Source organism: Bacillus sp. AFS098217 (assembly GCF_002551815.1).
In the GTDB taxonomy this organism is placed as follows: domain Bacteria; phylum Bacillota; class Bacilli; order Bacillales; family Bacillaceae_G; genus Bacillus_A.
On sequence record NZ_NVPR01000032.1, the window covers coordinates 106,318 to 131,500 of the forward strand.

29 protein-coding genes and 1 pseudogene are annotated in these 25,183 nt (G+C 36.5%); 5 read left to right on the plus strand and 25 right to left on the minus strand.

Translation table 11 applies throughout. From position 1 onward, the window contains the following. Positions 1-27: 27 nt before the first annotated feature. Together COO03_RS08660 and COO03_RS08665 are read right to left on the minus strand one after the other, a co-directional pair. Positions 28-822 (minus strand): SDR family NAD(P)-dependent oxidoreductase, encoded by a 795-nt coding sequence (locus COO03_RS08660; RefSeq protein WP_097896789.1) that lies wholly within the window; start codon positions 820-822, stop codon positions 28-30. 9 nt (positions 823-831) lie between these two features. Further along, positions 832-1,785, minus strand: a complete 954-nt coding sequence (locus tag COO03_RS08665) for an MBL fold metallo-hydrolase (protein WP_097896790.1) — start codon at positions 1,783-1,785, stop codon at positions 832-834. Positions 1,786-1,953: 168 nt separating this feature from the next. Between COO03_RS08665 and proI the strand changes: the two genes are divergently transcribed. Then, on the plus strand, positions 1,954-2,793 hold the full coding sequence (proI, locus tag COO03_RS08670; RefSeq protein ID WP_097896791.1) for a pyrroline-5-carboxylate reductase ProI: 840 nt from the start codon (positions 1,954-1,956) through the stop codon (positions 2,791-2,793). A 56-nt stretch (positions 2,794-2,849) separates the two neighbouring features. Here proI and sdaAA read toward each other — a convergent pair whose 3' ends face one another. The 4 genes and pseudogenes from sdaAA to rnz all read right to left on the minus strand — a co-directional run bounded on the left by sdaAA (position 2,850) and on the right by rnz (position 6,233). Continuing rightward, positions 2,850-3,728: an L-serine ammonia-lyase, iron-sulfur-dependent, subunit alpha gene (sdaAA, locus tag COO03_RS08675; RefSeq protein ID WP_097896792.1), complete on the minus strand. Its 879-nt coding sequence runs from the start codon at positions 3,726-3,728 to the stop codon at positions 2,850-2,852. An 18-nt stretch (positions 3,729-3,746) separates the two neighbouring features. Beyond that, positions 3,747-4,406, minus strand: coding sequence for an L-serine ammonia-lyase, iron-sulfur-dependent subunit beta (sdaAB, locus tag COO03_RS08680; RefSeq protein ID WP_097896793.1), 660 nt, complete (start codon positions 4,404-4,406; stop codon positions 3,747-3,749). A 131-nt stretch (positions 4,407-4,537) separates the two neighbouring features. Then, positions 4,538-4,933, minus strand: a pseudogene (locus tag COO03_RS08685) (PTS sugar transporter subunit IIC); the annotation flags it as partial. A 376-nt stretch (positions 4,934-5,309) separates the two neighbouring features. Continuing rightward, a complete protein-coding gene (gene rnz, locus COO03_RS08690) occupies positions 5,310-6,233 on the minus strand; it encodes a ribonuclease Z (protein ID WP_097896794.1) in 924 nt (307 codons plus the stop codon). 196 nt (positions 6,234-6,429) lie between these two features. Between rnz and COO03_RS08695 the strand changes: the two genes are divergently transcribed. Further along, positions 6,430-6,681, plus strand: coding sequence for a DUF3932 family protein (locus tag COO03_RS08695; protein ID WP_097896795.1), 252 nt, complete (start codon positions 6,430-6,432; stop codon positions 6,679-6,681). Between the two features lie 30 nt (positions 6,682-6,711). Here the strand turns inward: COO03_RS08695 and COO03_RS08700 are convergent, their stop codons facing one another. Next, positions 6,712-6,981 (minus strand): hypothetical protein, encoded by a 270-nt coding sequence (locus COO03_RS08700; protein WP_097896796.1) that lies wholly within the window; start codon positions 6,979-6,981, stop codon positions 6,712-6,714. Between the two features lie 115 nt (positions 6,982-7,096). Between COO03_RS08700 and COO03_RS08705 the strand changes: the two genes are divergently transcribed. After that, on the plus strand, positions 7,097-7,621 hold the full coding sequence (locus COO03_RS08705; protein WP_097896797.1) for a YhcN/YlaJ family sporulation lipoprotein: 525 nt from the start codon (positions 7,097-7,099) through the stop codon (positions 7,619-7,621). A 73-nt stretch (positions 7,622-7,694) separates the two neighbouring features. Here the strand turns inward: COO03_RS08705 and COO03_RS08710 are convergent, their stop codons facing one another. After that, positions 7,695-8,933 carry a DNA polymerase IV gene (locus COO03_RS08710; RefSeq protein WP_097896798.1) on the minus strand — a complete coding sequence of 413 codons (1,239 nt, stop codon included), beginning with the start codon at positions 8,931-8,933 and terminating at the stop codon, positions 7,695-7,697. A 163-nt stretch (positions 8,934-9,096) separates the two neighbouring features. Here COO03_RS08710 and COO03_RS08715 point away from each other — a divergent pair, with 163 nt between their 5' ends. Next, entirely contained in the window at positions 9,097-9,297 is a 201-nt protein-coding gene (locus COO03_RS08715) for a hypothetical protein (RefSeq protein ID WP_097897054.1), read from the plus strand. 54 nt (positions 9,298-9,351) lie between these two features. On the opposite strand, the gene COO03_RS08720 is transcribed toward COO03_RS08715, so the two are convergent. Both COO03_RS08720 and COO03_RS08725 read right to left on the minus strand, forming a co-directional pair. Further along, entirely contained in the window at positions 9,352-10,470 is a 1,119-nt protein-coding gene (locus COO03_RS08720; protein ID WP_097896799.1) for a tripeptidase T, read from the minus strand. Between the two features lie 126 nt (positions 10,471-10,596). Next, positions 10,597-11,139, minus strand: a complete 543-nt coding sequence (locus tag COO03_RS08725; protein WP_097896800.1) for a GNAT family N-acetyltransferase — start codon at positions 11,137-11,139, stop codon at positions 10,597-10,599. A 201-nt stretch (positions 11,140-11,340) separates the two neighbouring features. Between COO03_RS08725 and prli42 the strand changes: the two genes are divergently transcribed. Beyond that, the gene (gene prli42 / locus COO03_RS26950) at positions 11,341-11,433 is read left to right on the plus strand and encodes a stressosome-associated protein Prli42 (RefSeq protein WP_154724613.1); all 93 of its coding nucleotides are present in this window, start codon (positions 11,341-11,343) and stop codon (positions 11,431-11,433) included. Positions 11,434-11,550: 117 nt separating this feature from the next. On the opposite strand, the gene COO03_RS08735 is transcribed toward prli42, so the two are convergent. The 15 genes from COO03_RS08735 to lpdA all read right to left on the minus strand — a co-directional run bounded on the left by COO03_RS08735 (position 11,551) and on the right by lpdA (position 25,182). Then, entirely contained in the window at positions 11,551-11,790 is a 240-nt protein-coding gene (locus COO03_RS08735) for a DUF3894 domain-containing protein (protein WP_097897056.1), read from the minus strand. Between the two features lie 62 nt (positions 11,791-11,852). After that, on the minus strand, positions 11,853-12,410 hold the full coding sequence (locus COO03_RS08740) for a L,D-transpeptidase (protein ID WP_097896801.1): 558 nt from the start codon (positions 12,408-12,410) through the stop codon (positions 11,853-11,855). A gap of 16 nt (positions 12,411-12,426) precedes the next feature. Further along, positions 12,427-13,395 carry an aromatic acid exporter family protein gene (locus COO03_RS08745; RefSeq protein WP_097896802.1) on the minus strand — a complete coding sequence of 323 codons (969 nt, stop codon included), beginning with the start codon at positions 13,393-13,395 and terminating at the stop codon, positions 12,427-12,429. 100 nt (positions 13,396-13,495) lie between these two features. Next, positions 13,496-14,218: an amino acid ABC transporter ATP-binding protein gene (locus COO03_RS08750; protein WP_097896803.1), complete on the minus strand. Its 723-nt coding sequence runs from the start codon at positions 14,216-14,218 to the stop codon at positions 13,496-13,498. Beyond that, positions 14,211-14,870 carry an amino acid ABC transporter permease gene (locus COO03_RS08755; protein ID WP_097896804.1) on the minus strand — a complete coding sequence of 220 codons (660 nt, stop codon included), beginning with the start codon at positions 14,868-14,870 and terminating at the stop codon, positions 14,211-14,213. Before COO03_RS08755 ends, COO03_RS08750 begins: the two co-directional genes overlap by 8 nt. 37 nt (positions 14,871-14,907) lie before the next feature. Further along, a complete protein-coding gene (locus COO03_RS08760; protein ID WP_097896805.1) occupies positions 14,908-15,687 on the minus strand; it encodes a transporter substrate-binding domain-containing protein in 780 nt (259 codons plus the stop codon). Between the two features lie 314 nt (positions 15,688-16,001). Further along, entirely contained in the window at positions 16,002-16,415 is a 414-nt protein-coding gene (locus COO03_RS08770; protein ID WP_141523187.1) for a BrxA/BrxB family bacilliredoxin, read from the minus strand. A gap of 152 nt (positions 16,416-16,567) precedes the next feature. Then, positions 16,568-16,975, minus strand: a complete 408-nt coding sequence (locus COO03_RS08775) for a YjdF family protein (RefSeq protein WP_097896807.1) — start codon at positions 16,973-16,975, stop codon at positions 16,568-16,570. Between the two features lie 315 nt (positions 16,976-17,290). After that, positions 17,291-17,764, minus strand: coding sequence for an NUDIX hydrolase (locus COO03_RS08780; RefSeq protein ID WP_097896808.1), 474 nt, complete (start codon positions 17,762-17,764; stop codon positions 17,291-17,293). A gap of 79 nt (positions 17,765-17,843) precedes the next feature. Beyond that, positions 17,844-18,548, minus strand: a complete 705-nt coding sequence (locus COO03_RS08785; RefSeq protein ID WP_097896809.1) for a DUF421 domain-containing protein — start codon at positions 18,546-18,548, stop codon at positions 17,844-17,846. 123 nt (positions 18,549-18,671) lie between these two features. After that, on the minus strand, positions 18,672-19,850 hold the full coding sequence (locus tag COO03_RS08790; RefSeq protein WP_097896810.1) for an FtsW/RodA/SpoVE family cell cycle protein: 1,179 nt from the start codon (positions 19,848-19,850) through the stop codon (positions 18,672-18,674). Positions 19,851-20,396: 546 nt separating this feature from the next. After that, on the minus strand, positions 20,397-21,719 hold the full coding sequence (locus COO03_RS08800) for a dihydrolipoamide acetyltransferase family protein (protein WP_097896811.1): 1,323 nt from the start codon (positions 21,717-21,719) through the stop codon (positions 20,397-20,399). Positions 21,720-21,734: 15 nt separating this feature from the next. Then, positions 21,735-22,718 (minus strand): 3-methyl-2-oxobutanoate dehydrogenase subunit beta, encoded by a 984-nt coding sequence (gene bfmBAB, locus COO03_RS08805; RefSeq protein WP_097896812.1) that lies wholly within the window; start codon positions 22,716-22,718, stop codon positions 21,735-21,737. Positions 22,719-22,731: 13 nt separating this feature from the next. Then, positions 22,732-23,733: a 3-methyl-2-oxobutanoate dehydrogenase subunit alpha gene (bfmBAA, locus tag COO03_RS08810; RefSeq protein WP_097896813.1), complete on the minus strand. Its 1,002-nt coding sequence runs from the start codon at positions 23,731-23,733 to the stop codon at positions 22,732-22,734. Positions 23,734-23,760: 27 nt separating this feature from the next. Next, positions 23,761-25,182 carry a dihydrolipoyl dehydrogenase gene (gene lpdA, locus COO03_RS08815; protein WP_097896814.1) on the minus strand — a complete coding sequence of 474 codons (1,422 nt, stop codon included), beginning with the start codon at positions 25,180-25,182 and terminating at the stop codon, positions 23,761-23,763. Position 25,183: the final 1 nt, after the last annotated feature.

Here is a 25,183-nt window from a genome sequence, read left to right on the forward strand (position 1 = left end):
AATAGGAGATTTCCAAATGGAAACCTCCTATTTTTTACTTAATGATTTACCGGCTATACGTTCAAATAACCCTGGACATAGCGCAAAAAGCTTCGGTCCTATACTCATCCATTTCGGCAAGTTCACTTCACGCTTTTTCGTTTGCATCGCTTTAACAATTTGCTCTGCTACATATGTTGGCTTTAACATATAACGCCCCATATTTTTTACATATGTACCCGATTGATCGGCAAGTTCAAAAAAGTTTGTATCAATTGGTCCTGGATTAATTGCTGTTACATGAATGTTTGTATTTGAGAGCTCCATACGTAAACTATTCGTAAATCCTAATACCGCATGTTTCGTTGCAGCATAGGCACTAGATTTTGGCGTCGCAATCTTCCCGGCTAACGAAGCAATATTAATAATATGCCCCTTATTTCGCTCTACCATATGAGATAATACAGCCTTCGTACAAGCGACTAATCCAAATACATTGACCTGAAACATATCTTTCACTTCTGTCATAGATGCTTCCTCAAACATTTTGAAAATACCAAATCCCGCATTATTTACCAATATATCAATATGCCCTACATCTTGTAATACCTCTGAAAAAACAGCTTCTACTTCAGCCTCTTTACTTACATCTAATACATAATAATAGCAAGGCGTATTATAAGTCGTTTTAATCGTTTGTGTTAATGTTCGTAATTTTTTCCCCGTTCGAGCCATTAATACCGGGATCGCGCCTTGTGCTGCAACTTGCATCGCAACTTGTTCTCCAATTCCACTAGAAGCACCTGTAATGACGATTACTTTTTCTTGTAAACGTCCTGTCATTGTTGTCACCTACTTTGCATAATAAATCAATTGTGGTGACGATTCATCAATCATCACTTGATGATTATATGCTAAATAGTCCAATTGTCCAACTGTTTCTGAAATCGTAAGTGGCAATTGTTCTTTATATAGTACAGGAAATAACTTTACACATACTTCAAAAGCTGTCATCGGTTTTTCCTTTAGTAACTCCAATACTTTAAATGCACGGGTTTCTTGCTTTTGTAACCTTCCCTCTATTAGCACGTTCACATTTATAATGTCTTCTCCATGACCGGATAAGACACGCGAAATATTCATTTCACTTAAACGTTTCAATGTTTGATTATATTGTAGTAAGGGCCGTGCTCGTTCCGTCTGTCCTTCATATGGTGGCTCTAGTATTGGATTTGAAGAAACATGGCTAATTAAAGCATCCCCACCAATTAATAATCCGTCACGCTCTCTGTATAATGAAATATGAGTGGAAGCATGACCAGGCGTTTCAATAACTGTAAATTCCGGTAACGATTCAATTTCATCTCCCTCTCGTACAGTATGAGTTAACGATCTATTACAGGAATATTTAAGTGTTTGCGTCATAAGTAATGCTTCATCATTCAAACATGCTTCTGGAACGCCAAACTGCAATGAAGCCTCTTTAAAAAATTGTTGATACCGTTGTAAAAATTGAGGATTTTTTGTAATCCATGGCTCATTCCAAGGATGCCCAACAATATTTGTATTCTCGGAAAATACATTCAAAAGTCCACAATGATCAGCATGATGATGTGTAATCACTACTGTTTCAATATCTTCTATTTTATGTCCTAAAGCCCCTAATTGACTTTCTAATGCCTTCTTAGCCTCTTCTGTATTTGTCCCTGTATCAATTAATGTTAATGTCTCCCCCTCAACTAAAAACACATTCACTGTCTCAACTGCAAATGGAACAGGAATCTCCATTCGATGAATTGTCACCATGTTTATACCCCCTGTCTCTCTTCTCCGGTTCAAAAATGAATTCCTCTTCAGTTTACAACTTCCATGAAAATTTGTCATTATTTTCAGATAAAAAGGAGGTGTTTTCTATTTAAAAACGAATGTATGTACATTTATAAGTTTTTTTACAAAAAATAAAGGAGGAACATCATGTCTATTCAAAATATTTCCTTTCTCGGTGCAGGATCTATCGCCGAAGCAATTATTGCTGGTTTATTAGATGCAAACGTCGTAAAGAGTGAACAAATTACAGTAAGCAATCGCGCAAATGAAACAAGATTACAGGAGTTACATACAAAATATGGTGTCAAAGGAACTCATAACAAACAAGAATTACTTGCTCATGCAGATGTAATTTTTCTAGCAATGAAGCCAAAGGATATTGCGGAAGCAATTGTACCTCTTAAAGACTATATAACGAGTAAGCAACTCGTTATCTCATTATTAGCAGGCGTCTCTACTCATTCTATTACGAACTTGCTTCAAAAAAATGTTCCGATTATCCGGGCAATGCCAAATACATCTGCTGCTATTTTAAAGTCTGCTACCGCTATATCTCCATCCTTACATGCAACAGAACAACATATTCGCATTGCTAAATCTTTATTTGAAACAATCGGCCTCGTTTCTATAGTAGCTGAAGACGATATGCACGCTGTTACTGCACTATCTGGAAGCGGTCCGGCATACATATATTACGTCGTTGAAGCAATGGAAGAAGCTGCAAAACAAATCGGCTTAGAAGAATCTGTAGCGAAATCACTTATTTTACAAACAATGATTGGTGCAGCTGAAATGCTTAAAGCCAATACAAAACACCCTTCTATCTTACGAAAAGAAATTACTTCTCCTGGGGGAACAACAGAGGCAGGCATCGAGGTTCTGCAAAGCTTTGATTTTCAACAAGCGCTCATATCATGTATTACAGAAGCTACAAAACGATCATATGACCTTGGAAAAACATTAGAACAATTAACAAAAGAAAAATAAAAAACGGAGCTCAGAAAATGAATCTGAGCTCCGCTTTTTATCATAATATTATTTCTTTATTTGCTACTCTTTCCAAAAATCTCTTCTTGTAGGCGACGTCCTGTCGGTGTTGCCGCTAGTCCACCTTCCGCTGTTTCACGAAGAGCAACTGGCATTGTTTGCCCAATTCTAAACATAGCTTCAATAACTTCATCACATGGAATCGTACTTGTTACGCCAGCTAATGATAAATCCGCTGCAATCATCGCATTTGAAGCACCCGCAGCATTACGTTTTACACAAGGCACTTCTACAAGTCCAGCAACAGGATCACATACTAATCCTAGCATATTCTTTAACGCAATTGCCATTGCTGTAGCTGCTTGCTCTGGCGTTCCACCAGCCATTTCAACAGCAGCTGCCGCTGCCATTCCACTTGCTGAACCAACCTCAGCTTGACATCCTCCAGCTGCACCGGAAATACAAGCATTGTTGGCAACAACCATACCAAATGCTCCTGCTGTAAATAAGAATTCAATCATTTCTTCACGTGTTGGCTGTAATTTTTCTTTAAGTGCAAACAATACACCCGGTACCGTCCCAGCTGATCCAGCTGTTGGTGTTGCACAAATGATTCCCATTGCTGCATTTACTTCATTTGTTGCAACCGCTTTGCTCACTGCGTCCAAAATAGTGTGGCCAGATAAGCCTTTCCCACTTTTCATATACTCTTGCACTTTCACAGCATCTCCGCCCGTTAAACCCGTCGGTGATTTCACACCGCGAATACCACGTTCTACTGCTTGTTCCATCACGACTAAATTCTTTTCCATTCCGGCAAGTACTTCTTCACGAGAGATACTTCTTGTTTTCATTTCACATTGAATCATAATTTCTGCAATTTTTACATTCTGTTCTTTAGCTTGTGCCACTAGTTCCGCTGCGTTCCGAAACATGGTGTTTCCCCCCTGCAATTAATCCATAATAGTTACTTGACAAATATTTGATTGTCCTTCTATTTCTTCAATCACTTCTTCAGCCAATAATTCATCTGTTTCAATGACCATAAGCGCTTTTCTGCCTTTTTCCTTACGAGAAACACTCATTGTACTAATGTTAATTTCATGTTTGGCAAGTATAGAAGCTACAGATGCAATTGCCCCAAAGCGATCATTATTCACGATGAGAAGTGCTGGACTTGTTCCTGATAGTTGTAAATCAAATCCATTTAACTCCACCACTTCGATCTTTCCACCACCAATTGAGCAAGCAACGACTTCGATTTCTTCCTCTCCTTTATACAAACGAATTCTCGCTGTATTCGGATGAGGAGCATTTGCTTCTTCTTCAATAAAATTCACTTCAATCCCACGCTCTTTTGCAATCTCTAGCGCACTTGGTATACGTGTATCATCTGTTTCAAATCCTAATATTCCACCGACCAATGCTACGTCTGTACCGTGACCACGATATGTTTTCGCGAACGATCCATATAACGAAATCGTAACTCTTTCCGGTTCATGACGGAACAATTGACGAGCAACTTGCCCCATTCTTGCCGCACCTGCTGTATGTGAACTTGATGGACCAATCATAACTGGACCAATAATATCAAATACTGAGCGATATTTCATCATAATTCCCCCTAAAATTACTTACTACTATTCTATTAAGCTACCGCATCTGTTGCTTTCCCAACCGTACCACGAATTTGCTCAGCTGTACGAATTGGATAGTTTTTGAATACAAGTGAGCCAATATATCCTGAAACAAGACCAGATACTTCTGGTACACGTTTTTCAATTTGTTTTACTAAAAACGATATAAGATAACCAGCAATAAATCCTGGTAGCAATCCAAAGTTTAACACAGAAGCCCCTACAAGGATAGCATAAACAGGTGATACACCCATAGCTAATGCAACAAGAGTCGCACCAGCAACCCCGCCTAGGCTACCAGCTGACTTCCCAACCTCTTTTAAAAAGTCTATGCCAATTAAATCTCCACCAACGTATAACTGGAATGCTTCCACTAAGAAACTTGCAACTGCTGCACTAGCTAAAGCTCCCATTGCCTTCATACCATTTGGTGCTTTAAAACTAAAGAGTGAAAAAAGACTTAATACAACTAATCATAGTACAGTTCCCTTAATAATCTCTATGTTGCCCTCTCCCTTTTAGTCAATTTCGTTTCGTTACGAAAAATGGCTAAAATACACGCTGTAACTCACGAGGAATTGTAATGTGCCCTCATTATAGCTTGTTTTTTGTAAAACGCTTACTTTTGGTGAATTTTAAAATTTCTGATTTCAAATTCATTTATCTTTCTTGTATCAATAATATATAAATTTGCTTATATAACAGTTTTTCAAAACAACCGATATTTTATATTTTCTTACTGTATGTTCAAAAACTTTAAAATCTCTGTATCATATCATAAAGATATTAAATGATAACAGTTATATCTATATGATAGAGAAAAATTTTCTATAAAAAATAAAACAATGGCAAACCTACGTTGCCATTGTTTGTGAAATATTACCGTTCTACTGGAAAACATTTTAAATCCATCGCTATTTCAGTATTCGTAAACAGCGACTGTGCTTCTTGTACCAATTCTTTATATGTATCTCCTTGATAGCGAGAACTAATGTGAGTCAATATTAACCGTTTCACATTCGCCTGCAGCGCAATACGAGCTGCCTGTTCTGTTGTCGAATGAAAATAATCATGTGCCTGCTCTTCATCTGCTGCTGCAAATGTCGCCTCATGTACAAGTACATCTGCATCTTGCGCAAGGCTTTTACTCGCCTCACAATAACGCGTATCCCCTAAAATTGTAATGATTCTTCCTTTTTGAGGTGGGCCGATAAAGTCTTTTCCGTTTAGAAGCCTTCCATCATCTAATTCAACTACCTCACCGTCTTTTAAGCGTTTAAAGATTGGCCCTGGTTTCACTCCTGCTTCTAGCAGTTTCTCAACAAGAAGATGTCCTTGTATATCTTTCTCAACAATTCGGTATCCAAAGCACTCAATTCCATGTGACAACCTCTTCGTTTCTACATAAAATTGTTCGTCTTCAAAAACAATACCTTCCTCAGTAATTTCCACAATTTCAAGCGGGTATTTCACATGTGTTGTACTCACTGATAATGCTACTTCAATAAATTGCTTAATCCCTTTTGGACCATACACCGTTAATGATGTTGTCCCACCTTGAAAAGAACGACTTCCTAATAAACCAGGTAGACCAAAAATATGATCACCGTGTAAATGCGTAATAAATATTTTTGCAATGCGACGCGGACGTACAGATGTATGTAAAATTTGATGTTGCGTTGCTTCACCGCAGTCAAATAACCACGTTTCACTTCGTTCTTCTAACAACTGCAAAGCAATTGCCGAGACATTTCTTCCTTTTGAAGGAACGCCTGCACCAGTTCCTAAAAACACAAATTCCACTTTCTTTCCTCCAGCTCTTTATAGAATCTATCTTTCATCTTACGGAATGTTATTTCAAATGGCAAATCAAATTTCCTTAACCGCCCACCGCCCATCTGGATAACTATATATAACGAACGTTACAAATAAAAAATTTAGTAATCGTTCGTGCCTTGTAGTAAAATGATTGTATCATAAATAAAGGGAGCATTTAACCATGAAAGAAGTATTTCGTTTACAAACTGATTTTTCATCTTCATTTGACCGCTGGGTAAGTTCCTTCGTTTCTGATCACCCAGCGCAACTAAAATGGACGACTTTAAAAGAGTTAATCCATGAGTACACAGCATTGCATACAAATCAAACGTTGCCGGAATACATTTCTTCTTCTATCACATATTATGCACAACGTATTTCAACAGCAAACCATTCAGAGATTGTAATTTATGAAAATCCTGCTATTTTATAATCTATAGAGTGGAACTTTAATCATTGGGTCTTACTGCCCGCAAATAGCGAGATAAAAATTAAAAAAAGCATCGAAAATCGGTGCTTTTTTGCTTTTATAAATTTGATTTTCGGTCGGTATCTCTTCTTCGTCTCCATTTGCTTTCTTATCGCGTAAATCATTCACATAATAATCTAAGATCTCTTCTAACTCTTTGATACTTTCCTCAGAATCATTTGAAATTTTGTCGTAATCTTTTGCATATTCAATAGCTATATTACAAAGATCTTGTATCCTATGACTCAGATTACTTTGCTCCACGCCATGCTCCCTCCCAAACTTACTTGATAAACATTACATCACCCTATTTTCACGATGCATAATAAATAAACAACTGGTCATTTTAAAAACATAGTATCATAAAGGAGGAATATCATTGAAAAAACTAAAGACTCTTTCAATCATTTCTTTGGCAACTATTTCATTGTTTGGATGTGCAGGAAATCAAAAAAATAAAGCATTGGATAATCGGCCAAACAATAACGTACAAAATGTTACATATGAGGAGAATAATACGAATACTCAAAGAGTAAGAACTAATCCAAACGATGTCACGAACAATGAAACACGACTACGTGTAGCAAATGAAGCGGCAGATCGAATCGTTGAACTAGAAGAAATAGACAAAGCAAATGTAATCGTCACAAATCGAAATGCCTATGTTGCAGTTGTTTTACGTGAAAACGTAAAAGGCGAAGTCACAAAGCAATTGGAAAAGAAAGTTGCCGATCAAGTTAGAGCTACCGATCCAAATATTCGTCATGTGTTTGTATCTTCAAATCCTGATTTTGTAAACCGCATGAGAGACTATACGGTCAAAATTAACCAAGGCAAACCCGTAACAGGACTATTTGAAGAATTTACCGAAACCGTTCGAAGAGTATTCCCTAATGCTCGATAATAAAGCAACACATTCCTATTTAAGTTATTAAAAAATAAAAAGTGTCATAGGTGTTAAATTACCATGACACTTTTTACATAAATTTATTCTCTAATTTCTGCTGAAAAGATTTCTCCTGCTTTCGAAATAATTGACTCCCTCTTTGCAAAATAGGGGTTCCATATTTATCATTAATCTGGTCAATAACAGCTAATAATGGCTCTTCTTTCGCATCTTCTTCAAATGAAAATAAATCTAGTTGCTTAATTGATTCTGTCTTCCACTCTAGTTCAGTAGCTGTAACACCAAGCAATCGAATCGGATCTCCATCCCAATGCCCTTTCCATAAACGTGAGGCCGCTTGAAAAATATCACGTTCTTCCCAAATTGCATTTTTTAATTGCTTACTCCGCGTTACTGTACGCCGATCGTAGTATTTGATCATAATTTGGATGTTATAGCTGACCAGGGTACGTTTTTGTAGCCTTTTGCTAACTGATTTCGATAATTGCTCTAACATATCAAGCAATTCCTTCTCTTCATCCATATCCTTCGAAAACGTCGTTGAGTTTCCAATGCTTTTATGCTGCCCCATTTGATTTGGATCGACTTCCCTATCATCCATACCTTTTGCTCTTTTTTGTAAATCAACACCATGCTTTCCTATTTTCGCACGAATCACATGCTCTTCTCCATTTGCTAACTGACCAATTGTATGTATATGAATTTCTTTTAGTTTTTCCGCTGTTTTCTCACCAATTCCATGCATTGCTTCAACAGGACGCGGCCAAAGTAGCTCCTGAATATCTCGTTTCCGGAACACGGTAATACCAAGCGGTTTTTTCATATCTGACGCTGTTTTTGCGAGAAAAAGATTAGGAGCTATTCCAATACTACACGGTAGTTGTAGCTCCGTTAATAACGCTTGCTGAATCATCTTAGCAATCTCAAGGGGAGATCCTAATCCATAACAATCTGTTATATCTAAATAACCCTCATCTATAGAAACAGGCTGTATCTTCTCAGTAAAACGTGAAAGAATTTGAAACATCTCAAATGACGCCTCGCGATATAATTTGAAATTTGGGTGCTTCACAATTAATCCTGGGCATAATCGTTTCGCTTCCCAAAGTGGCATTGTTGTTCGTACCCCGTATTCTCTTGCTTCATAGCTACATGTTACAATGATTCCTTTTCGCTCTTTTTCATTTCCTGCAACCGCTAATGGCTTTCCTTTTAACGATGGATCACGCGCAATTTCAACTGATGCAAAAAAACAATTCATATCAACATGTAGAATGACACGACCGTTTTTTGGATACATTTCTTTCATGTTTTTCACCCCCCAGAAAAAAGGAACGTTTGTTCTTATTTCTATTATATCAAATTTCATAGAAACAGTGGAGCTTTTCAAAAATAAAAACACGTTCTTTCTAATTATATTTTTTGATATACTCAAATTAAGAATGGATAATTATGTAAAAGGAGAGAGTAAGATGAAAAACCATAATAAACTCAATTACACATTCCTAGTTATTATATTAATCATTGCTACTAACTATTTACTACTTCCAATTTTTAATATTAACTCCGCTGCACTTCTACCTCACACAGTACACGTCGCAACAACATATATACTTCCATGGATTTTTTTATATTGGTTCATTCGCCTTGTGAAGGCAATTGAATCCAAATGAAAAAGAGCGTGTAAACCTACTATAGGTTACACGCTCCCTTAATATTACTTACAATTATTTTGCTACCTCTTCAATAATTGCCACAACTAATTCAGCTGTTTTTGCTAATTCTTCAACAGGAATCTTTTCATTTGTTGTATGAATTTCTTCATAACCAACTGCTAAGTTTACTGTTGGAATACCATGCCCAGCAATTACGTTTGCATCACTTCCGCCACCACTTTGGTGAAGAGAAGGCGTACGACCAATTTTTTCAGCTGCACGTTTTGCAACTTCTACAACATGATCGCCATCAGCAAATTTAAATCCAGGATACATAACTTTTACTTCAACATCTGCTTGACCGCCCATTTCTTTTGCAGTTGTTTCAAATGCTTCTTTCATTTTGGCAACTTGCTCTTGCATTTTTTCATCTATTAAAGAACGAGCTTCTGCAAAAATTTGTACATGATCACAAACGATATTTGTTTGTGTACCACCTTCGAAACGACCGATGTTTGCAGTTGTTTCAGAATCAATACGACCAAGTGGCATTTTTGCAATTGCTTTTGCTGCGATTGTAATCGCGGATACACCTTTTTCTGGTGCTACACCAGCATGAGCTGTTTTCCCGCGAATAATGGCATTCACTTTCGCTTGCGTTGGAGCAGCAACTACGATTTCACCAACTTTTCCATCGCTATCTAATGCATAACCATATTTTGCTGTAATACGCTCACGGTCTAATGCTTTCGCACCAACAAGACCAGATTCTTCACCAACTGTAATAATAAATTCAATTTTTCCATGAGGAATATTTTTCTCTTTTAAAACGCGAATTGCTTCAAACATAGATGCTAATCCAGCTTTATCATCTGATCCTAGAATTGTAGTACCATCTGATACGATATAACCATCTTTAATAGAAGGCTTAATTCCTTTACCAGGAACTACTGTATCCATATGAGAAGTGAAGTAAATTGTGTCTACACCTTCTTTTGTTGCTGGTAAAGTACAAATTAAGTTACCTGCACCATGTCCAGTCACACCCATTGTGTCATCTTCAAATACTTCAACACCTAAAGCAGTAAATTTCTCTGTTAACACTTTACAAATTTCTGCTTCGTATTTTGTTTCAGAATCTACTTGCACTAACTCCATAAATTCATTTACTAAACGTTCTTGATTAATCATCAGAATACGCCTCCTGCACTGCGTTAAGTATGTAACAACATTTATTATAACAGAATTTCGTAAAACTTTCGAAAGACAAGACAAAAAACAGATAGTTCACACATCTAGATAACCATCTGTTTTCCTCTACTCATTTAAAAGCACCCAGCGCATATGGTCTTCCCAAATCCCATTCACCATTAACATTTTCCGAGACACACCTTCATATTGAAAACCAATCTTCGTTACAACTTGTATAGATGCTAAATTACGAGGCATAATCGGTGCTTCTATACGATGTAAATGGAATTCTTGAAAAGCAACATCAATTGCTTTTCTAAGCGCTTCTGTTGTATATCCTTTATTTAATTCATCTTTATCCAGCTTATAACCAAGAACACAAGACTGATAAATCCCACGCACAATTAAACTGAAAGAAATACAACCAATAATATTTGAATCATCACCTTTTTTAAAAATCCATAATCGAATTATTTTTCCTTCTGCAAACTCTTTTTTATCTTTTTGCAAACGTCTCTTTTGATAATCTAATGTAAAAAAATCATCTGGTCGATATTCTTCCCATGCTTTTAAAAACTCACGATTTTTGTCGTAATATTGAAGAACTTGTTCTGCATACGACTCATCAATTTCTCTCAATTGCAAACGCTCTGTTTCGTATATTCTCATCATCGTATCTCCATTCTTCAGCTTGCAAAACTTTTTAAAAGACAAAAAAACTTGCTTCCCATCTTGTTTATATTCTCTATACATTTCGAATTTTCCTGTTCCATTTTAAATACACTTCTCGCATTTTGTTCATACTCTCCCCTTGTCCCTGCTTTCATTTCTCGTTACAATGAAGTTGTAACGATTGCAAGGAGGCTCGGTATGAATAAAAAAACACAAAAAATAATGGTATATATCATGCTAATTTCCATGCTTGTAACAACATTACTTGCTGGTGCAAGTATGTTTTGGTAAAAAGGGCGACATGTTCGCCCTTTTTTTACTTTCTACACGCATATACAAACAGGCTGTTTATTCTCCTAGATAGAAAATAAACAGCCTGTTCAATCACAACCAATACATCATGTATATCTATTTTATGACTAATAAAATCGCTACAATACTAAATGAAAATGCCATCATAAGAGCCATCACAAAGCTGGTATAATGCTTCTGTTGGAACGCCCCAATTACAAAGGTTACATTCAGCAATACCATAAATATAATTGATACAAAAAAAGAGCATATATTAAAAATTGCCAATATGAAAGTAACAATGAATAAAAAGCCAACCAAAAATTGCATATAAGAAATCTTTGAATTCAAATGCATATAAGCAAGCCCTTTCTTATCGTCTTTGTATATTCTCATTAACGCATGAATATGTACACATGTCAAGACAAGTTAAATGTGAGAAAAAGCCACTTTGTGTTGACTTTTTCATAAACAATTGCTCCTTTTTCTTTTGCAAGCTGCTCAAATGTGCTTTTTGATTTCACAATCCACACCTTTGTTCCGATTGGAATACGGTCAAATAAATATTCCACATCTTGTTTCTTCATCCGTATACATCCTTGTGAAATATATTTTCCAATTGAGCTTGGTTGGTTTGTGCCATGAATACCATACTTACTACCATCAGTCCCCCACGCGTTAAAACCCATCCATCTAGATCCAAGTGGATTTTTTGGCGATCCACCGGGGATATTCTTCGCAATATAATAAGGGTTCTTCGCTTTCATTACAATATCAAAAGTCCCTTCTGGCGTTAACTCGTTTGTTTTTCCCGTCGCGACAGGGAAAACATTTTGAATCTTTCCATCATTAATATAAGCAAGCTTATTTGTCTCTTTATTTACAATAATAAAGGGATCTCCAGCGCGTGGATTATCACCAAGAGGCCAAATAGGTGAAAGAGAAACAAATAAGAATAAAGACAGAAGATACGGCATAAGTACTTCCTACCTTCTATATAAGTTCTTTTATATTATCCTTTCCCTTAAAACGACTTTTAATAAGTAAATATTGCTCCATTTCATACACAAGTTGAACAAGTTTGGCACGCATTTCAAATTCTTCTCGTGTTTTCGGAAGAGGCATCTCTCTAAAAATCTCTCTCATTTCTTGTAATTGTCTAAGTGAAATAAGCCCCGTACTCTCTGGACGAATCGAATTCCCCACATTTGTAATCACTTCCGCAATCATATCAGCCTGCTCATATGACCATGATAAGGAAGCTGCCAATGGCATAATTCTTTCTAAAATCTCAAATTGTTGCATGCGCATATCAAAATACCGATAATAATAGTCATCTTCTCTCATAAATTGATTTTCAAGCTTTTTAAAGGATAAATCCTTCGCTTGTTTCAATATCTCCTCTGTTTCAATTAATTCTTTTCCATCCCAAGTGCTATCTCGATTCCGCAAATAAGCAGCCATCTCATATAAAATCTTCTTAAAATTTACTTCCACTTGTTCCTGATACCTTGTTAATTTCTTTTCCGCACTTGGCATATACATATTCACTAATAAAGCTACACTAATTCCGATTGTTATAACTGCAACTTCATTTCCAATCGCTGACCATGTAATATATTTTAATGAATATAAATGCATAACAATAACAGAACTTGTAACAATCCCTTCTTGAATTTTACACATAACAGCTGTCGGGATAAAGGTAAGCAGTAGCAAGCTAATTGCAAATGGTGTATAACCAATTGTTTCAAAAATACAAAACGAAAACACCATTGATAATAAACACGCTAAAAATCGGTGCAAAGAGGCTTGCAGTGATTTTCGCTTCGTATTTTGCACACATAAAATAACTAAGATCCCCGCAGAACTATAAAATTCTAATCCTAAAAGCTGCGCCATAAAGACTGCTATCCCTGTTCCGACTGCTGTTTTCACTGTACGGTATCCAATTCTGAACATATCACTACTCCTATATGTATAAACGTATTTACAATAAGTATAAAAAAAAGGATGACAAACTGTCATCCTTTTCTCTTATTATTCACTTAATTTTTATATGTTACAATATTTTTTGTAGAAATTCTTGTGCCCGTTCGCTCTTTGGGCTTGTAAAAAACTGCTCTGGATTCGCGTCTTCAACTAGTTTCCCACCATCTAAGAAAAGTACACGATCGGCTACTTCTCTCGCAAAACCCATCTCATGGGTTACAATCGCCATTGTCATTCCAGTAGTCACTAAAGACTTCATTACTTCTAGTACTTCTTTTACCATCTCAGGATCAAGCGCAGACGTCGGTTCATCAAATAGCATGACTTCCGGCTCCATAGCAAGCGCTCTCGCAATGGCTACACGTTGTTTTTGTCCACCTGAAAGACGATTTGGATATGCGTCCTTTTTATCCAATAGTCCTACTTTTTCAAGTAGTTCCTTCGCTTTATTCTCTGCATCTTGTTTTGCTATCCCTTTTACATTTACAGGTGCATACGTAATATTTTCTAACACCGTCATATGAGGAAATAAATGAAAATGCTGAAACACCATCCCTACATTTTCACGAACACTCATAATATTTGTTCTTGGATTTGTCACTTCTTCATTACCAATCCAGATTTGACCACTTGTCGGTGTTTCTAGTACATTCATACAACGTAAAAATGTTGATTTTCCCGATCCTGATGGTCCTACAATTGCAACAACCTCTCCCTTCTCAATCGTTGTTGTAATCCCTTTTAATACTTCATTCTGTTCAAACGTTTTATGAAGGTTTTCAATTTTAATCACTTTTCTTCATTCTCCCTTCAATTGCTTTCCCAATCACTGTAAGAATAATCACTAGAATATAATAAACAAGTCCGACAAATAGTAACGGTTCAAGGTACTTAAATGTTTCACCGCCTACAATATACGCACGGCGCATTAAGTCTGTAGCACCAATTACTGTCACTACTGCCGATTCTTTTGTAAGTGTTGCAAATTCGTTCACAAGTGCTGGTAAAATATTTTTTAATGCTTGTGGTAAAATAATATTTCGCATCATTTTTCCATATGGAACACCTAGTGCCATTGCAGCTTCTGTCTGTCCTTTATCAACCGCTTGAATCCCTGCACGTATTATCTCTGACATATATGCACCCGAATTTAAACTAAATGCAAGTACTGCTGCTAAAAAGGCTGGTATATCATATCCAGTCATTTGCGGAACACCGAAATAAATAATCATTAATTGCAAGACAAGTGGTGTACCACGAAATATCGATGTATATAAATCAGCAGCGATATTTAAAACTCTTATTCTAGCAATTTTACAAAGTGCCAATAACGTTCCTAACACAAAACCAGCCAAAGCAGATACAGCTACAATTTTTAATGTTACTTCTAAACCTTTTAATATATATGGTATCGACGGAGTAATTGCCGAAAAATCTAGATTCATCTTTTGTCATTCCTCTCACAGAAAATAGAAAGGCAGCTTATTTCTCGCTGCCAAACCATTTCTTCACTAATTTATCCATCTCGCCATTCTCTTGCATTTTTTTAATCACTTTATTAAATTCCGCTGTTTTATCACTGTTTTTTGGAAGGGCAATTGCTGCTCCTACTTCTTCCGGAGCTTCTTGAATCTCAATTCCTTGTAAATCTTTCATCTTTTCTAAATAATTTTTAGCAACTGTATCTTCTAAAATGGCAGCATCAAAACGTCCCGCTTGAATTTCCTGTACAACTTCTGGTATACGGTCACGCCCCTCTGTCTGGAAGTTCACTTGCTTTTTAAATTCATTTGCTTTTTCTTCTTGAATAGAACCTGTTTGTACCCCTACTTTTTTATCTTTTAAATCTTGTAATGACTTAATGCCAGAATCTTTTTTCGAAATAATCATATTTTTAGCAACAAAATAAATATCTGTAAAATCTGCATTTTCCTTACGTTTTGGAGTAGGCGTCATACCAGCCATAACAAAATCAACTTTTCCTGAGCTAAGTGATGCTAGTAATCCCCCAAAATCCATATCTTTCACTTTCACTTCATAACCAAGTTCTTTTCCAATATATTTTGCAATATCTATATCAAAACCAATAATTGCGTCACTTTTTGAAGCTTCTACATATTCATACGGTTTATAATCCGCTGAAGTCCCCATAACAAGTACTTTTTTGTTTGTATTCGCTTCTTTTGTTTCTCCCTTACTACAAGCACTAAACATACTTACGATTAAAATAAGTGCAAATGAAATAGATAATAACTTCTTCATGTTTCTTCCCCCTAATAATGTATATTTAAAAGTTTTATAGATTTTTTATTCGGTATCCGTATTGTAACAGTGTTTTTATTTTTATGCAATAAATAAAATAAAAATAAATTAAAAAACCCATAAAAACAATAATATCAGCCTTTAAAATGTATAATACATTGCATAAAACAAACATCTTATGCATATCCCCTCATCATACAAAATGAAAGAGTAACGAAAACAAAAAAACGGTATGCACATTTTTACATGTACATACCGTTTTTTATCACTTTATTCCACTATTTGTGGGCATCCATACCCCACATTTCACTTTATTATAGTTCTTCACAATGCTCTTCAAAATACGATTGTAATTTTGCGATAACTTGCATTGGTTCATGCCCTTCAATTTCATGGCGTTCGACCATCGTTACAATCTTTCCATCTTTTAATAATGCAAAAGATGGGGATGAAGGGGGATATCCTTCAAAATATTCTCGTGCACGTGCTGTTGCTTCTTTATCCTGCCCTGCAAATACTGTTACAAGATGATCTGGACGTTTATCATAGTGTATGGAATGTGCAGCAGCAGGACGAGCAATACCACCTGCACAACCACATACTGAGTTTACCATTACAAGTGTTGTACCCTCTTTTTTAAATACTTCATCAACCGCTTCAGGTGTTGTTAATTCTGTATATCCAGCAGATACGATTTCTTCGCGCGCTTGACGAACAACATCATTCATAAAAAAATTAAAGTTAACCAAGGTTTTCCCTCCTCTAAATCTACCTATTTGTATCTTACCAGTAACCGTTTCAGAAATACAAGTAAACTTACTTGTTTTCTTTCTAAATATAAACAAAAAAATCTTAGAGCAAGAGCTCTAAGATTTTTTTCTTAATGACCACGATGCTTTCGCTTTGCTTTTTGCACTTTAATAAGACGTTTTTTCTTCTTTTCTGCTTCACGTTGCTCCTTAGCATACACTCGTTTCTCTTGTTTATGCAATTCGTATGATAAACGAATTGCTTCTTGGGCTTTTGTAAGGCGAGATGTATTTATTTCCTTTGATGCTTGTCTTATGATGCGTTTTATATTTTTGGGACGTTTCTTTTCTTTCATCTCAACACCACATCTAGCAAAGCGTTTGAAATAATATAACATCTCTTCATTTACAAATGAAAGTATTTCTTCATCTGATGGCTCAGTGCCAAAAATGTAACGTGCTCCATACAATTTTCTTTTTTCTTTGTGCGTAATGATTCCTACAAAATATTGCCCATCGTGATATACTGTCAATTCCATCGACAGCCCCTCCTAAAAAATTATTCAGAAATACTGGACATCCCGGAGGGGAAGGCTACTGACATACTATATATATCCATTTTGATTTTCCAGCATATAAGTCACGGCTATAAAGAACAAAAAGTGACCTGCACTCGTTTGCTCTCTTTGTTTTCACTTGGCATGGGGCAGGAAAAGGATCTGACCGCTTCTATGCATGGCCGGATTCTCTCTCCCACCTAAAAAGAAAGGTTTTATGTCGATTTTTCAATTTGCACTTATATAGTATGCGTCCGGACTACCAACCGGAACTGTGATTTTGCATTTCTATAGCTATTATATATTATTACTACTTCCTTTTTCTATTTTCTCATATGTTTCAATCATTTTTTTATGTGATCCCACAATATAGTCAGGAAGCTCTGTTATCGAAAAAAATTTAAGTGCGACTGCTTCTTCCTTATTTATAGACAAAGCACCTTCATACTCATTTGTATAATAGGCTGCTGTGACTGATTGGAATTCGTCACCATTTGCTAATTTTGTAAAGTAGTTAGCCCCAGAGAACACATTAATTAAGCGTAAATTTTTCACATGAATTCCTGCTTCTTCATACACTTCACGGTAAGCTGTTTCTTCTGGCGATTCACCAAGCTCCATCAAGCCGCCAAGCAACCCCCATTTTCCATACGGTTCTGTTCGTTGTTGTAATAAAACATGTCCATCTTCATTTAATACGAGAACAACAGCACCAACTAAAATTAAAGGGCGATGACCAACTACTTTCCGTAATTCTTCTACATATCCCATCGAAACAAACCCTTCTTTTTTTATTTCGTTGTCCACACTATTGTATCATATGCACAAAATGGTAAAATGCGTATTCATTTCATTTTTTTAACAAAATATTTATTTTTTCCATTTCATCTATCGTTGCTAATTGAATCCATTCAATTGATGCTTTTTTTGATAATTCCTCCTTTGCCCATGTTTCCGTTTTCCCCAATAAAGTGAGCACATCCCTTTGAATTTTCCCGTCTTTTACAAGAATAAATGAAATGGGTGATTTTTTACCAGCTACTTTCATATCCAGCCGAGATACCGTTTCATATTCTGGATACTGAAACACCGAGACGGTACCACTTGATTCCCATAATGCTAATCTTATCGTTTTAATATCACTAGCATTTTGTAAGCGTAGTTCAGAAAATAAATACTCTACTGTAATTCTTGCTTTTTTCAAATTACTAAAATCAATTAATCCATTATGTATAAGGATAATGGGCGATGGTTCTAAAAAACGTCTCCATCGATCCCATTTCAACGTTAAAACCGAACTTACAATATAAAGTGCAATGAGCATAAATGTTGTAATCATCGATCCAAGTAAACCGACTCTTTCATCAGATAGTGCATTAGAAAGATTTCCTTCCAACAATAGCACTAATACGACATCTAAAAAACGAAGCTGTGCAATAGAGCGTTGTCCCATTGCTTTAGCAACAAAAATTAAAAAAATATAAGCTATGATAGCTCGAATCACCCATTCTATAATGGAAAGATGATGTGTTCCTTCAAAAATATGCATATGCATGACTCCGCCCCCCACTTACTCATCACAACTACAACATTTTCTTTAGTTTGTGATGATTTAGGACATATATGTAAAAAAGCTGATTCGTTTGAGAACGAATCAGCTTTTTTTACTAAACAGACTTTACTTAACAGAAAACATGTACTTTTTATATGTTTTCCGTACCGATAAGACGAGTCCCATCATCATCATATTTGAAAACAAGGAACTCCCCCCATATGATAGAAACGGAAGTGCAATCCCTTTTACAGGCATCAATCCAACAATCATACCGATGTTTTGGAAGATTTGCAGTGTTAAAATTCCAATTATTCCCGCACAAATCAATGTCCCAAATAGATTATCTGCTGAATATCCAATGATAATTGTACGATAAAGAAGTAAAAGAAACATAAACACAACAAGAGCAGCAACTAAAAATCCACCTTCTTCAGCAATTGTAGCAAAAATGAAATCGGTATGTTTTTCTGGGATATAGACGTTTCCGTATCCAAACCCTTTACCGTCCATTCCACCGCTACCAACAGCTAAAATAGATTGTTGTGTTTGATAACCTTGATCCACATGTTCAAATGGATCTAGCCAACCCAAAATTCGTGATTGTTGGTGAGGCTTTAATAAAGTAACTAGCTTATTAAAGAAAAAATCTGGATATTTTACGTATATAAATATTAACGTAGATAATATAGCCCCCGGAATCACTGTACATAGCGCGATTAATTTCTTCTGAACACCAGACATAAAAATGATACATGCAATCGCTGCCGCATATAAGAAAACCATCCCTGTATCTGGCTGACTATATACAATCGCCATTGGTGGAAGCGATACTAACATGACCTTTCCTACTAATTTCAAATCCGTTTGAAATGTACGTACCATATATTTTGCATTATGTTTTACTGCTAAACTTGCGACTAACATGACCAATGCAATTTTGAAAAACTCCGATGGCTGGATAGCTCCAATCGCTGGAAATCTATACCATCTTTTTGCACCTAATATTTCTGGTGTAAAACTTGAAACAGGTAATATCTTCAGTATGATAATCGAAGCAAATGTAATAATATAAAATGGCCAAGATAATTTTTGTAATTGATCTAAATCAATGCTTGCAACAAGAAGTAACAGCACAGTACCTATTACATAGTTAATGCCTTGTTTCAGAGCAAAATTTTCCGCTCCATATTGTCCTGTTTGCTGACTGCTATATATAGCAGCTATACTCGTGACACATAATACACACAAAATTAAAATCAATTTTACATCTAAACTCTTTAGAAACTCCGTACTTCTCTTCATGACATCCTCCTGAAACATTGTTACGGCAAAATAAAAAACCAGGAGTCAACATTCTTCATGTTTTGACGACTGATTGCACATAATCTATAAAACACTTATATAGAATAACTTTCTTTTTCATACAATACAATATATTATACTACAGTTTCTTCAGTAAGATTTGCCAAAAAATTATTCTTTTCTTATTTTATATCTATATACCAGATATCAGCAATGTATTTTCGTAAATTCATAATACATTGTATGTCATTGTCAGATTACTGGGAAAATGTTTGTTTTTATGTGGGCTATATAAATCCATTTTAATTTTTCGACATCTAAATCTCTGCTATGTAGGATAAAAAGTAACCTACACTCGTTTACTCTTTCTGTTTTTACTTCGCATGTGGCAGAAAAAGGCCCTGACCGCTTCTATGCATAGCCAGATGCTCTCTCCCACCTAAAAAGAGAGGTTTTATGTCGGTTTTTTTAATTGATGTATATATAGAAAATAGAAGACATGAATCTTTGAAAGAATATAAAAAGCTCGCAGAGGCGAGCTTTTTATTAATATACAGATGTATTATCCGCTGATACATTTTCAAGAATTTCTTTTACGCGGCCTAAGAACTTACCGCAAATCAAGCCATCAAGTACGCGGTGGTCAAGTGATAGACATAGGTTAACCATATCACGCGCACCAAACATACCGTTATCCATAATCACTGGACGTTTTACAATAGACTCTACTTGTAAAATAGCAGCTTGTGGGTGGTTAATAATGCCCATAGATTGAACAGAACCAAATGATCCTGTGTTATTAATTGTGAAGGTACCACCTTGCATTTCGTCCGCTTTTAATGATTTTGTACGGACTTTTCCTGCAAGCTCTGTAATTTCACGAGCGATTCCTTTAATTGTTTTTTCATCTGCTTGTTTAATAACTGGTACAAATAATTCATCTTCCGTTGCAACCGCGATAGAAAGGTTGATATCTTTCTTCTGAACGATTTTATCACCAGCCCACATTGAGTTAATTTGCGGGTATTCTTTTAAAGCTTGTGCAACTGCTTTTACGAAGAATGCAAAGAATGTTAAGTTGAAACCTTCACGTTTTTTGAATTCACCTTTGATTGAGTTACGATATGACACAAGATTCGTCACATCTACTTCAATCATCATCCAGGCATGAGGTGCTTCATGCTTACTACGTAACATATTTGCAGCAATTGCTTTACGCACACCTGTTACCGGAATTTCGATATCGCCAGGTACTGTCGGTACAGAAACTGGTTTTACCGCTTCTGTTTTTAGTGCTGCCGTTGCTGGTACAGCTGGTTTCGACGCTTCCTGAGGTGCCTGCATAGATACAACTGCTTCCTCTTTCTTCGCACCTGCTTGTGGAATATTTCCAGATTCCACTAATTTTAAAATATCTTTACGTGTAATACGGCCATTTGCTCCCGTACCTTCCACTAAATTCAAATCAATATTATGCTCGCCTGCAAGTTTTAATACAGCTGGTGAAAAACGTGGTTTTCCATCAGTCGGTTGCTTCACTTTTGGTGCTTTTTCAGATGAAGCCACTGCTGTTGTTGGTTCCTCTTTTGTTTTCTCTTCTACAGCGGTCGCAGCTACTTCATCTGCGCCTTCTACTTGAATCACACAAACGATTTCACCTACAGCAAGTGTATCGCCTTCAGCAGCGACTAATTCCTTTACAATTCCAGTGAAAGAAGATGGTACTTCTGCATTCACTTTATCCGTCATTACTTCTGCAAGCGGATCATATTTATTTACGTGATCGCCAACATTTACGAGCCATTTACTAATTGTACCCTCTGTAACGCTCTCCCCGAGCTGAGGCATTGTAATATTTTCTACAGCCATGTATAGTCCCCCCGATTAAAATTCCGCAAGTTCACGCATTGCTTTTTCCACTTTATCTGGATTTACCATAAAGAATTTTTCCATTGTTGGTGCATATGGCATTGCTGGAACGTCTGGGCCTGCAAGACGTGCAATTGGTGCATCTAAATCGAATAAGCAATTTTCAGCGATAATAGCTGCTACTTCACTCATGATGCTTCCTTCTTTATTATCTTCTGTTACAAGAAGAACCTTACCTGTTTTTGAAGCTGCTTCAATAATTGCTTCTTTATCTAATGGATACACAGTACGTAAGTCAAGAATGTGTGCAGAAATGCCATCTTGTGCTAACTTTTCAGCTGCTTGAAGAGCAAAGTGAACACATAATCCGTATGTGATAACAGTAATATCATCACCTTCACGTTTTACATCTGCTTTTCCAATTGGTAATACGTAGTCATCTTCCGGCACTTCACCTTTAATAAGACGATATGCACGTTTATGTTCAAAGAATAGCACTGGATCTTCATCACGAATTGCTGCTTTTAATAATCCTTTTGCATCATACGGTGTTGAAGGAATAACAATTTTTAAACCAGGTTGATTTGCAAATAATGCTTCTACTGATTGTGAATGATATAAAGCACCGTGAACACCACCACCAAATGGTGCACGCACAGTGATTGGACAAGTCCAGTCGTTATTAGAACGGTAACGAATTTTCGCTGCTTCAGAAACAATTTGGTTCACTGCTGGCATAATAAAATCAGCAAATTGCATTTCAGCAATTGGACGCATGCCATACATTGCTGCTCCGATTGCTACCCCTGCAATTGCAGATTCTGCAAGTGGTGTATCAAGCGCACGGTCTTCACCAAATTGATCATATAATCCAGTCGTCGCTTTAAATACGCCACCTTTTTTACCAACGTCTTCTCCTAATACAAATACTTTCTCATCGCGTTCCATTTCTTCGCGCATTGCTAATGTAATCGCGTCAATATAAGACATTACAGCCATGAAACGTTCCCCCCTATTCTGCGTATACGTGCTTCAATGCATCTTCAGGTGCTGCATACGGAGCATTTTCTGCATATTCTGTTGCTTCATTTACGATATGCATAATTTCGTCTAACATTTGTTTTTCAGATTCCTCTGTTAACACGCCAATTTCTTTTAAATAAGCGGCAAATGTAAAGATTGAATCTTTTTTCTTCGCTTCTTCTACTTCTTCTTTATCACGATATACACGATCATCGTCATCACTAGAGTGTGCTGTTAAACGATATGATACTGTTTCAATTAAAGTTGGACCTTCTCCTCGGCGACCACGATCAGCTGCTTCTTTTACAGCTTTATATACTGCAAGTGGATCATTTCCGTCTACTGTGTATCCTGGCATACCGTAACCAATTGCACGATCTGATACATTCTTACATGCTAATTGCTTTTCAACAGGAATAGAAATTGCATATTTGTTATTCTCACACATGAAAATAACAGGCAATTTGTGTACGCCAGCAAAGTTCGCACCTTCGTGGAAGTCACCTTGGTTAGAAGAACCTTCACCGAATGTTACAAACGTTACTAAATCTTTCTTTTCCATCTTTCCAGCTAACGCAATACCAACCGCATGTGGTACTTGCGTTGTAACTGGTGATGAACCTGTCACAATACGATTTTTCTTCTGACCGAAGTGACCAGGCATTTGACGGCCACCTGAGTTTGGATCTCCCGCTTTTGCAAATCCAGAAAGCATAAGCTCTTCTGCCGTCATACCGAACGCTAATACTACACCCATATCACGATAGTATGGCAACACGTAATCTTTCTCACGATCAAGTGCAAATGCTGCTCCAACTTGGGCAGCTTCTTGTCCTTGACAAGAAATTACAAATGGAATTTTCCCTGCGCGGTTTAATAACCACATACGTTCGTCAATTTTACGTGCAAGCAACATCGTACGATACATTTCTAATACTTGCTCATCACTTAAGCCAAGTTCTTCATGGCGTTTTTCTTTTACTTCTGCCATTTTTCATAACCTCCTAAATCCACATTTTTATGCGTGTAACGCTCTCCCATCTACCGCTAATGCAGCTTCACCAATCGCTTCTGATAATGATGGATGTGGATGAATTGTATGTGCCACTTCCCAAGGTGTTGCATCCAGCACTCTTGCAAGACCTGCCTCAGAAATCATATCTGTTACATGTGGGCCAATCATATGGACACCAAGAATATCATTTGTTTCTTCATCAACTACAAGTTTCACAAAACCATCTGATTCTCCATATACAAGTGCTTTTCCGATTGCACGGAATGAGAACTTACCTACTTTTAACTTATAGCCTTTTTCTTTTGCTTCTTGTTCGGTTAAACCAACAGAAGCTACTTCTGGACTACTATATACACATTTCGATACCATAGAGTAATCAATTGGCATAACTTCTTTTCCAGCAATATGCTCCACTGCAACAATACCTTCATGAGAAGCAACGTGTGCAAGTTGTAAGCCGCCAATTACATCACCAATTGCGTAAATATGTGATTCTTTCGTTTGATAAAACTCATTTGTTTGAATGTATCCTTTTTCCACAATAATATCTGTATTCTCTAAACCGATATTTTGCGTATTTGCTTGTCTTCCGACAGATACAAGCATTTTTTCTGCTTTAAACTCTTTATTTTCACCATTATGCTCTGCTTGAATCGTTACCCCATTATCTTTTACCAATGTTTCTGGTAATACTTTCGCACCTGTCACCACTTTAATACCTTTTTTCTTCAAGAGACGTTGCATCTCTTTTGAAACATCTTGATCTTCCAGTGGTAAAACATGTTTTGCGTATTCTAATACAGTAACTTCTACACCGAAGTCAGCAAGCATCGATGCCCATTCAATTCCTATTACACCGCCGCCGACAATAATAATAGAATTAGGAAGCACTTCCATTTTTAAAGCATGATCCGAAGACATAACATATTCCCCATCTAATTCTAATCCTGGTAATGAATTAGGACGAGAACCTGTCGCAATCAGAACATTTTTTGGAATAAGCATTTCATTCTCTTCTCCACTTGCAAGCTCAACTGAAATTGTACCTGGCATTGGAGAGAAGATAGATGGTCCAAGAATTCGGCCGATACCTTCAAACACATCAATTTTACCTTGCTTCATTAAATGTTGAACGCCTTTATGAAGCTGAGTTACAATTTTTTCTTTACGCTCTTGCACTTTTGCGAAATTTAATTCCACATTACTTGCTACAACGCCAAACTCTTCTCCCTTTTTTGCAGTTGCATATACTTCTGCACTACGCAAAAGAGCTTTACTAGGAATACAACCTTTGTGTAAACAAGTGCCGCCAAGATTATCTTTTTCAACAAGTGCTGTTTTTAACCCTAATTGTGATGCACGAATAGCAGCAACATATCCACCTGTACCGCCGCCAACGATGACTAAATCATATTCTTTTGCCATT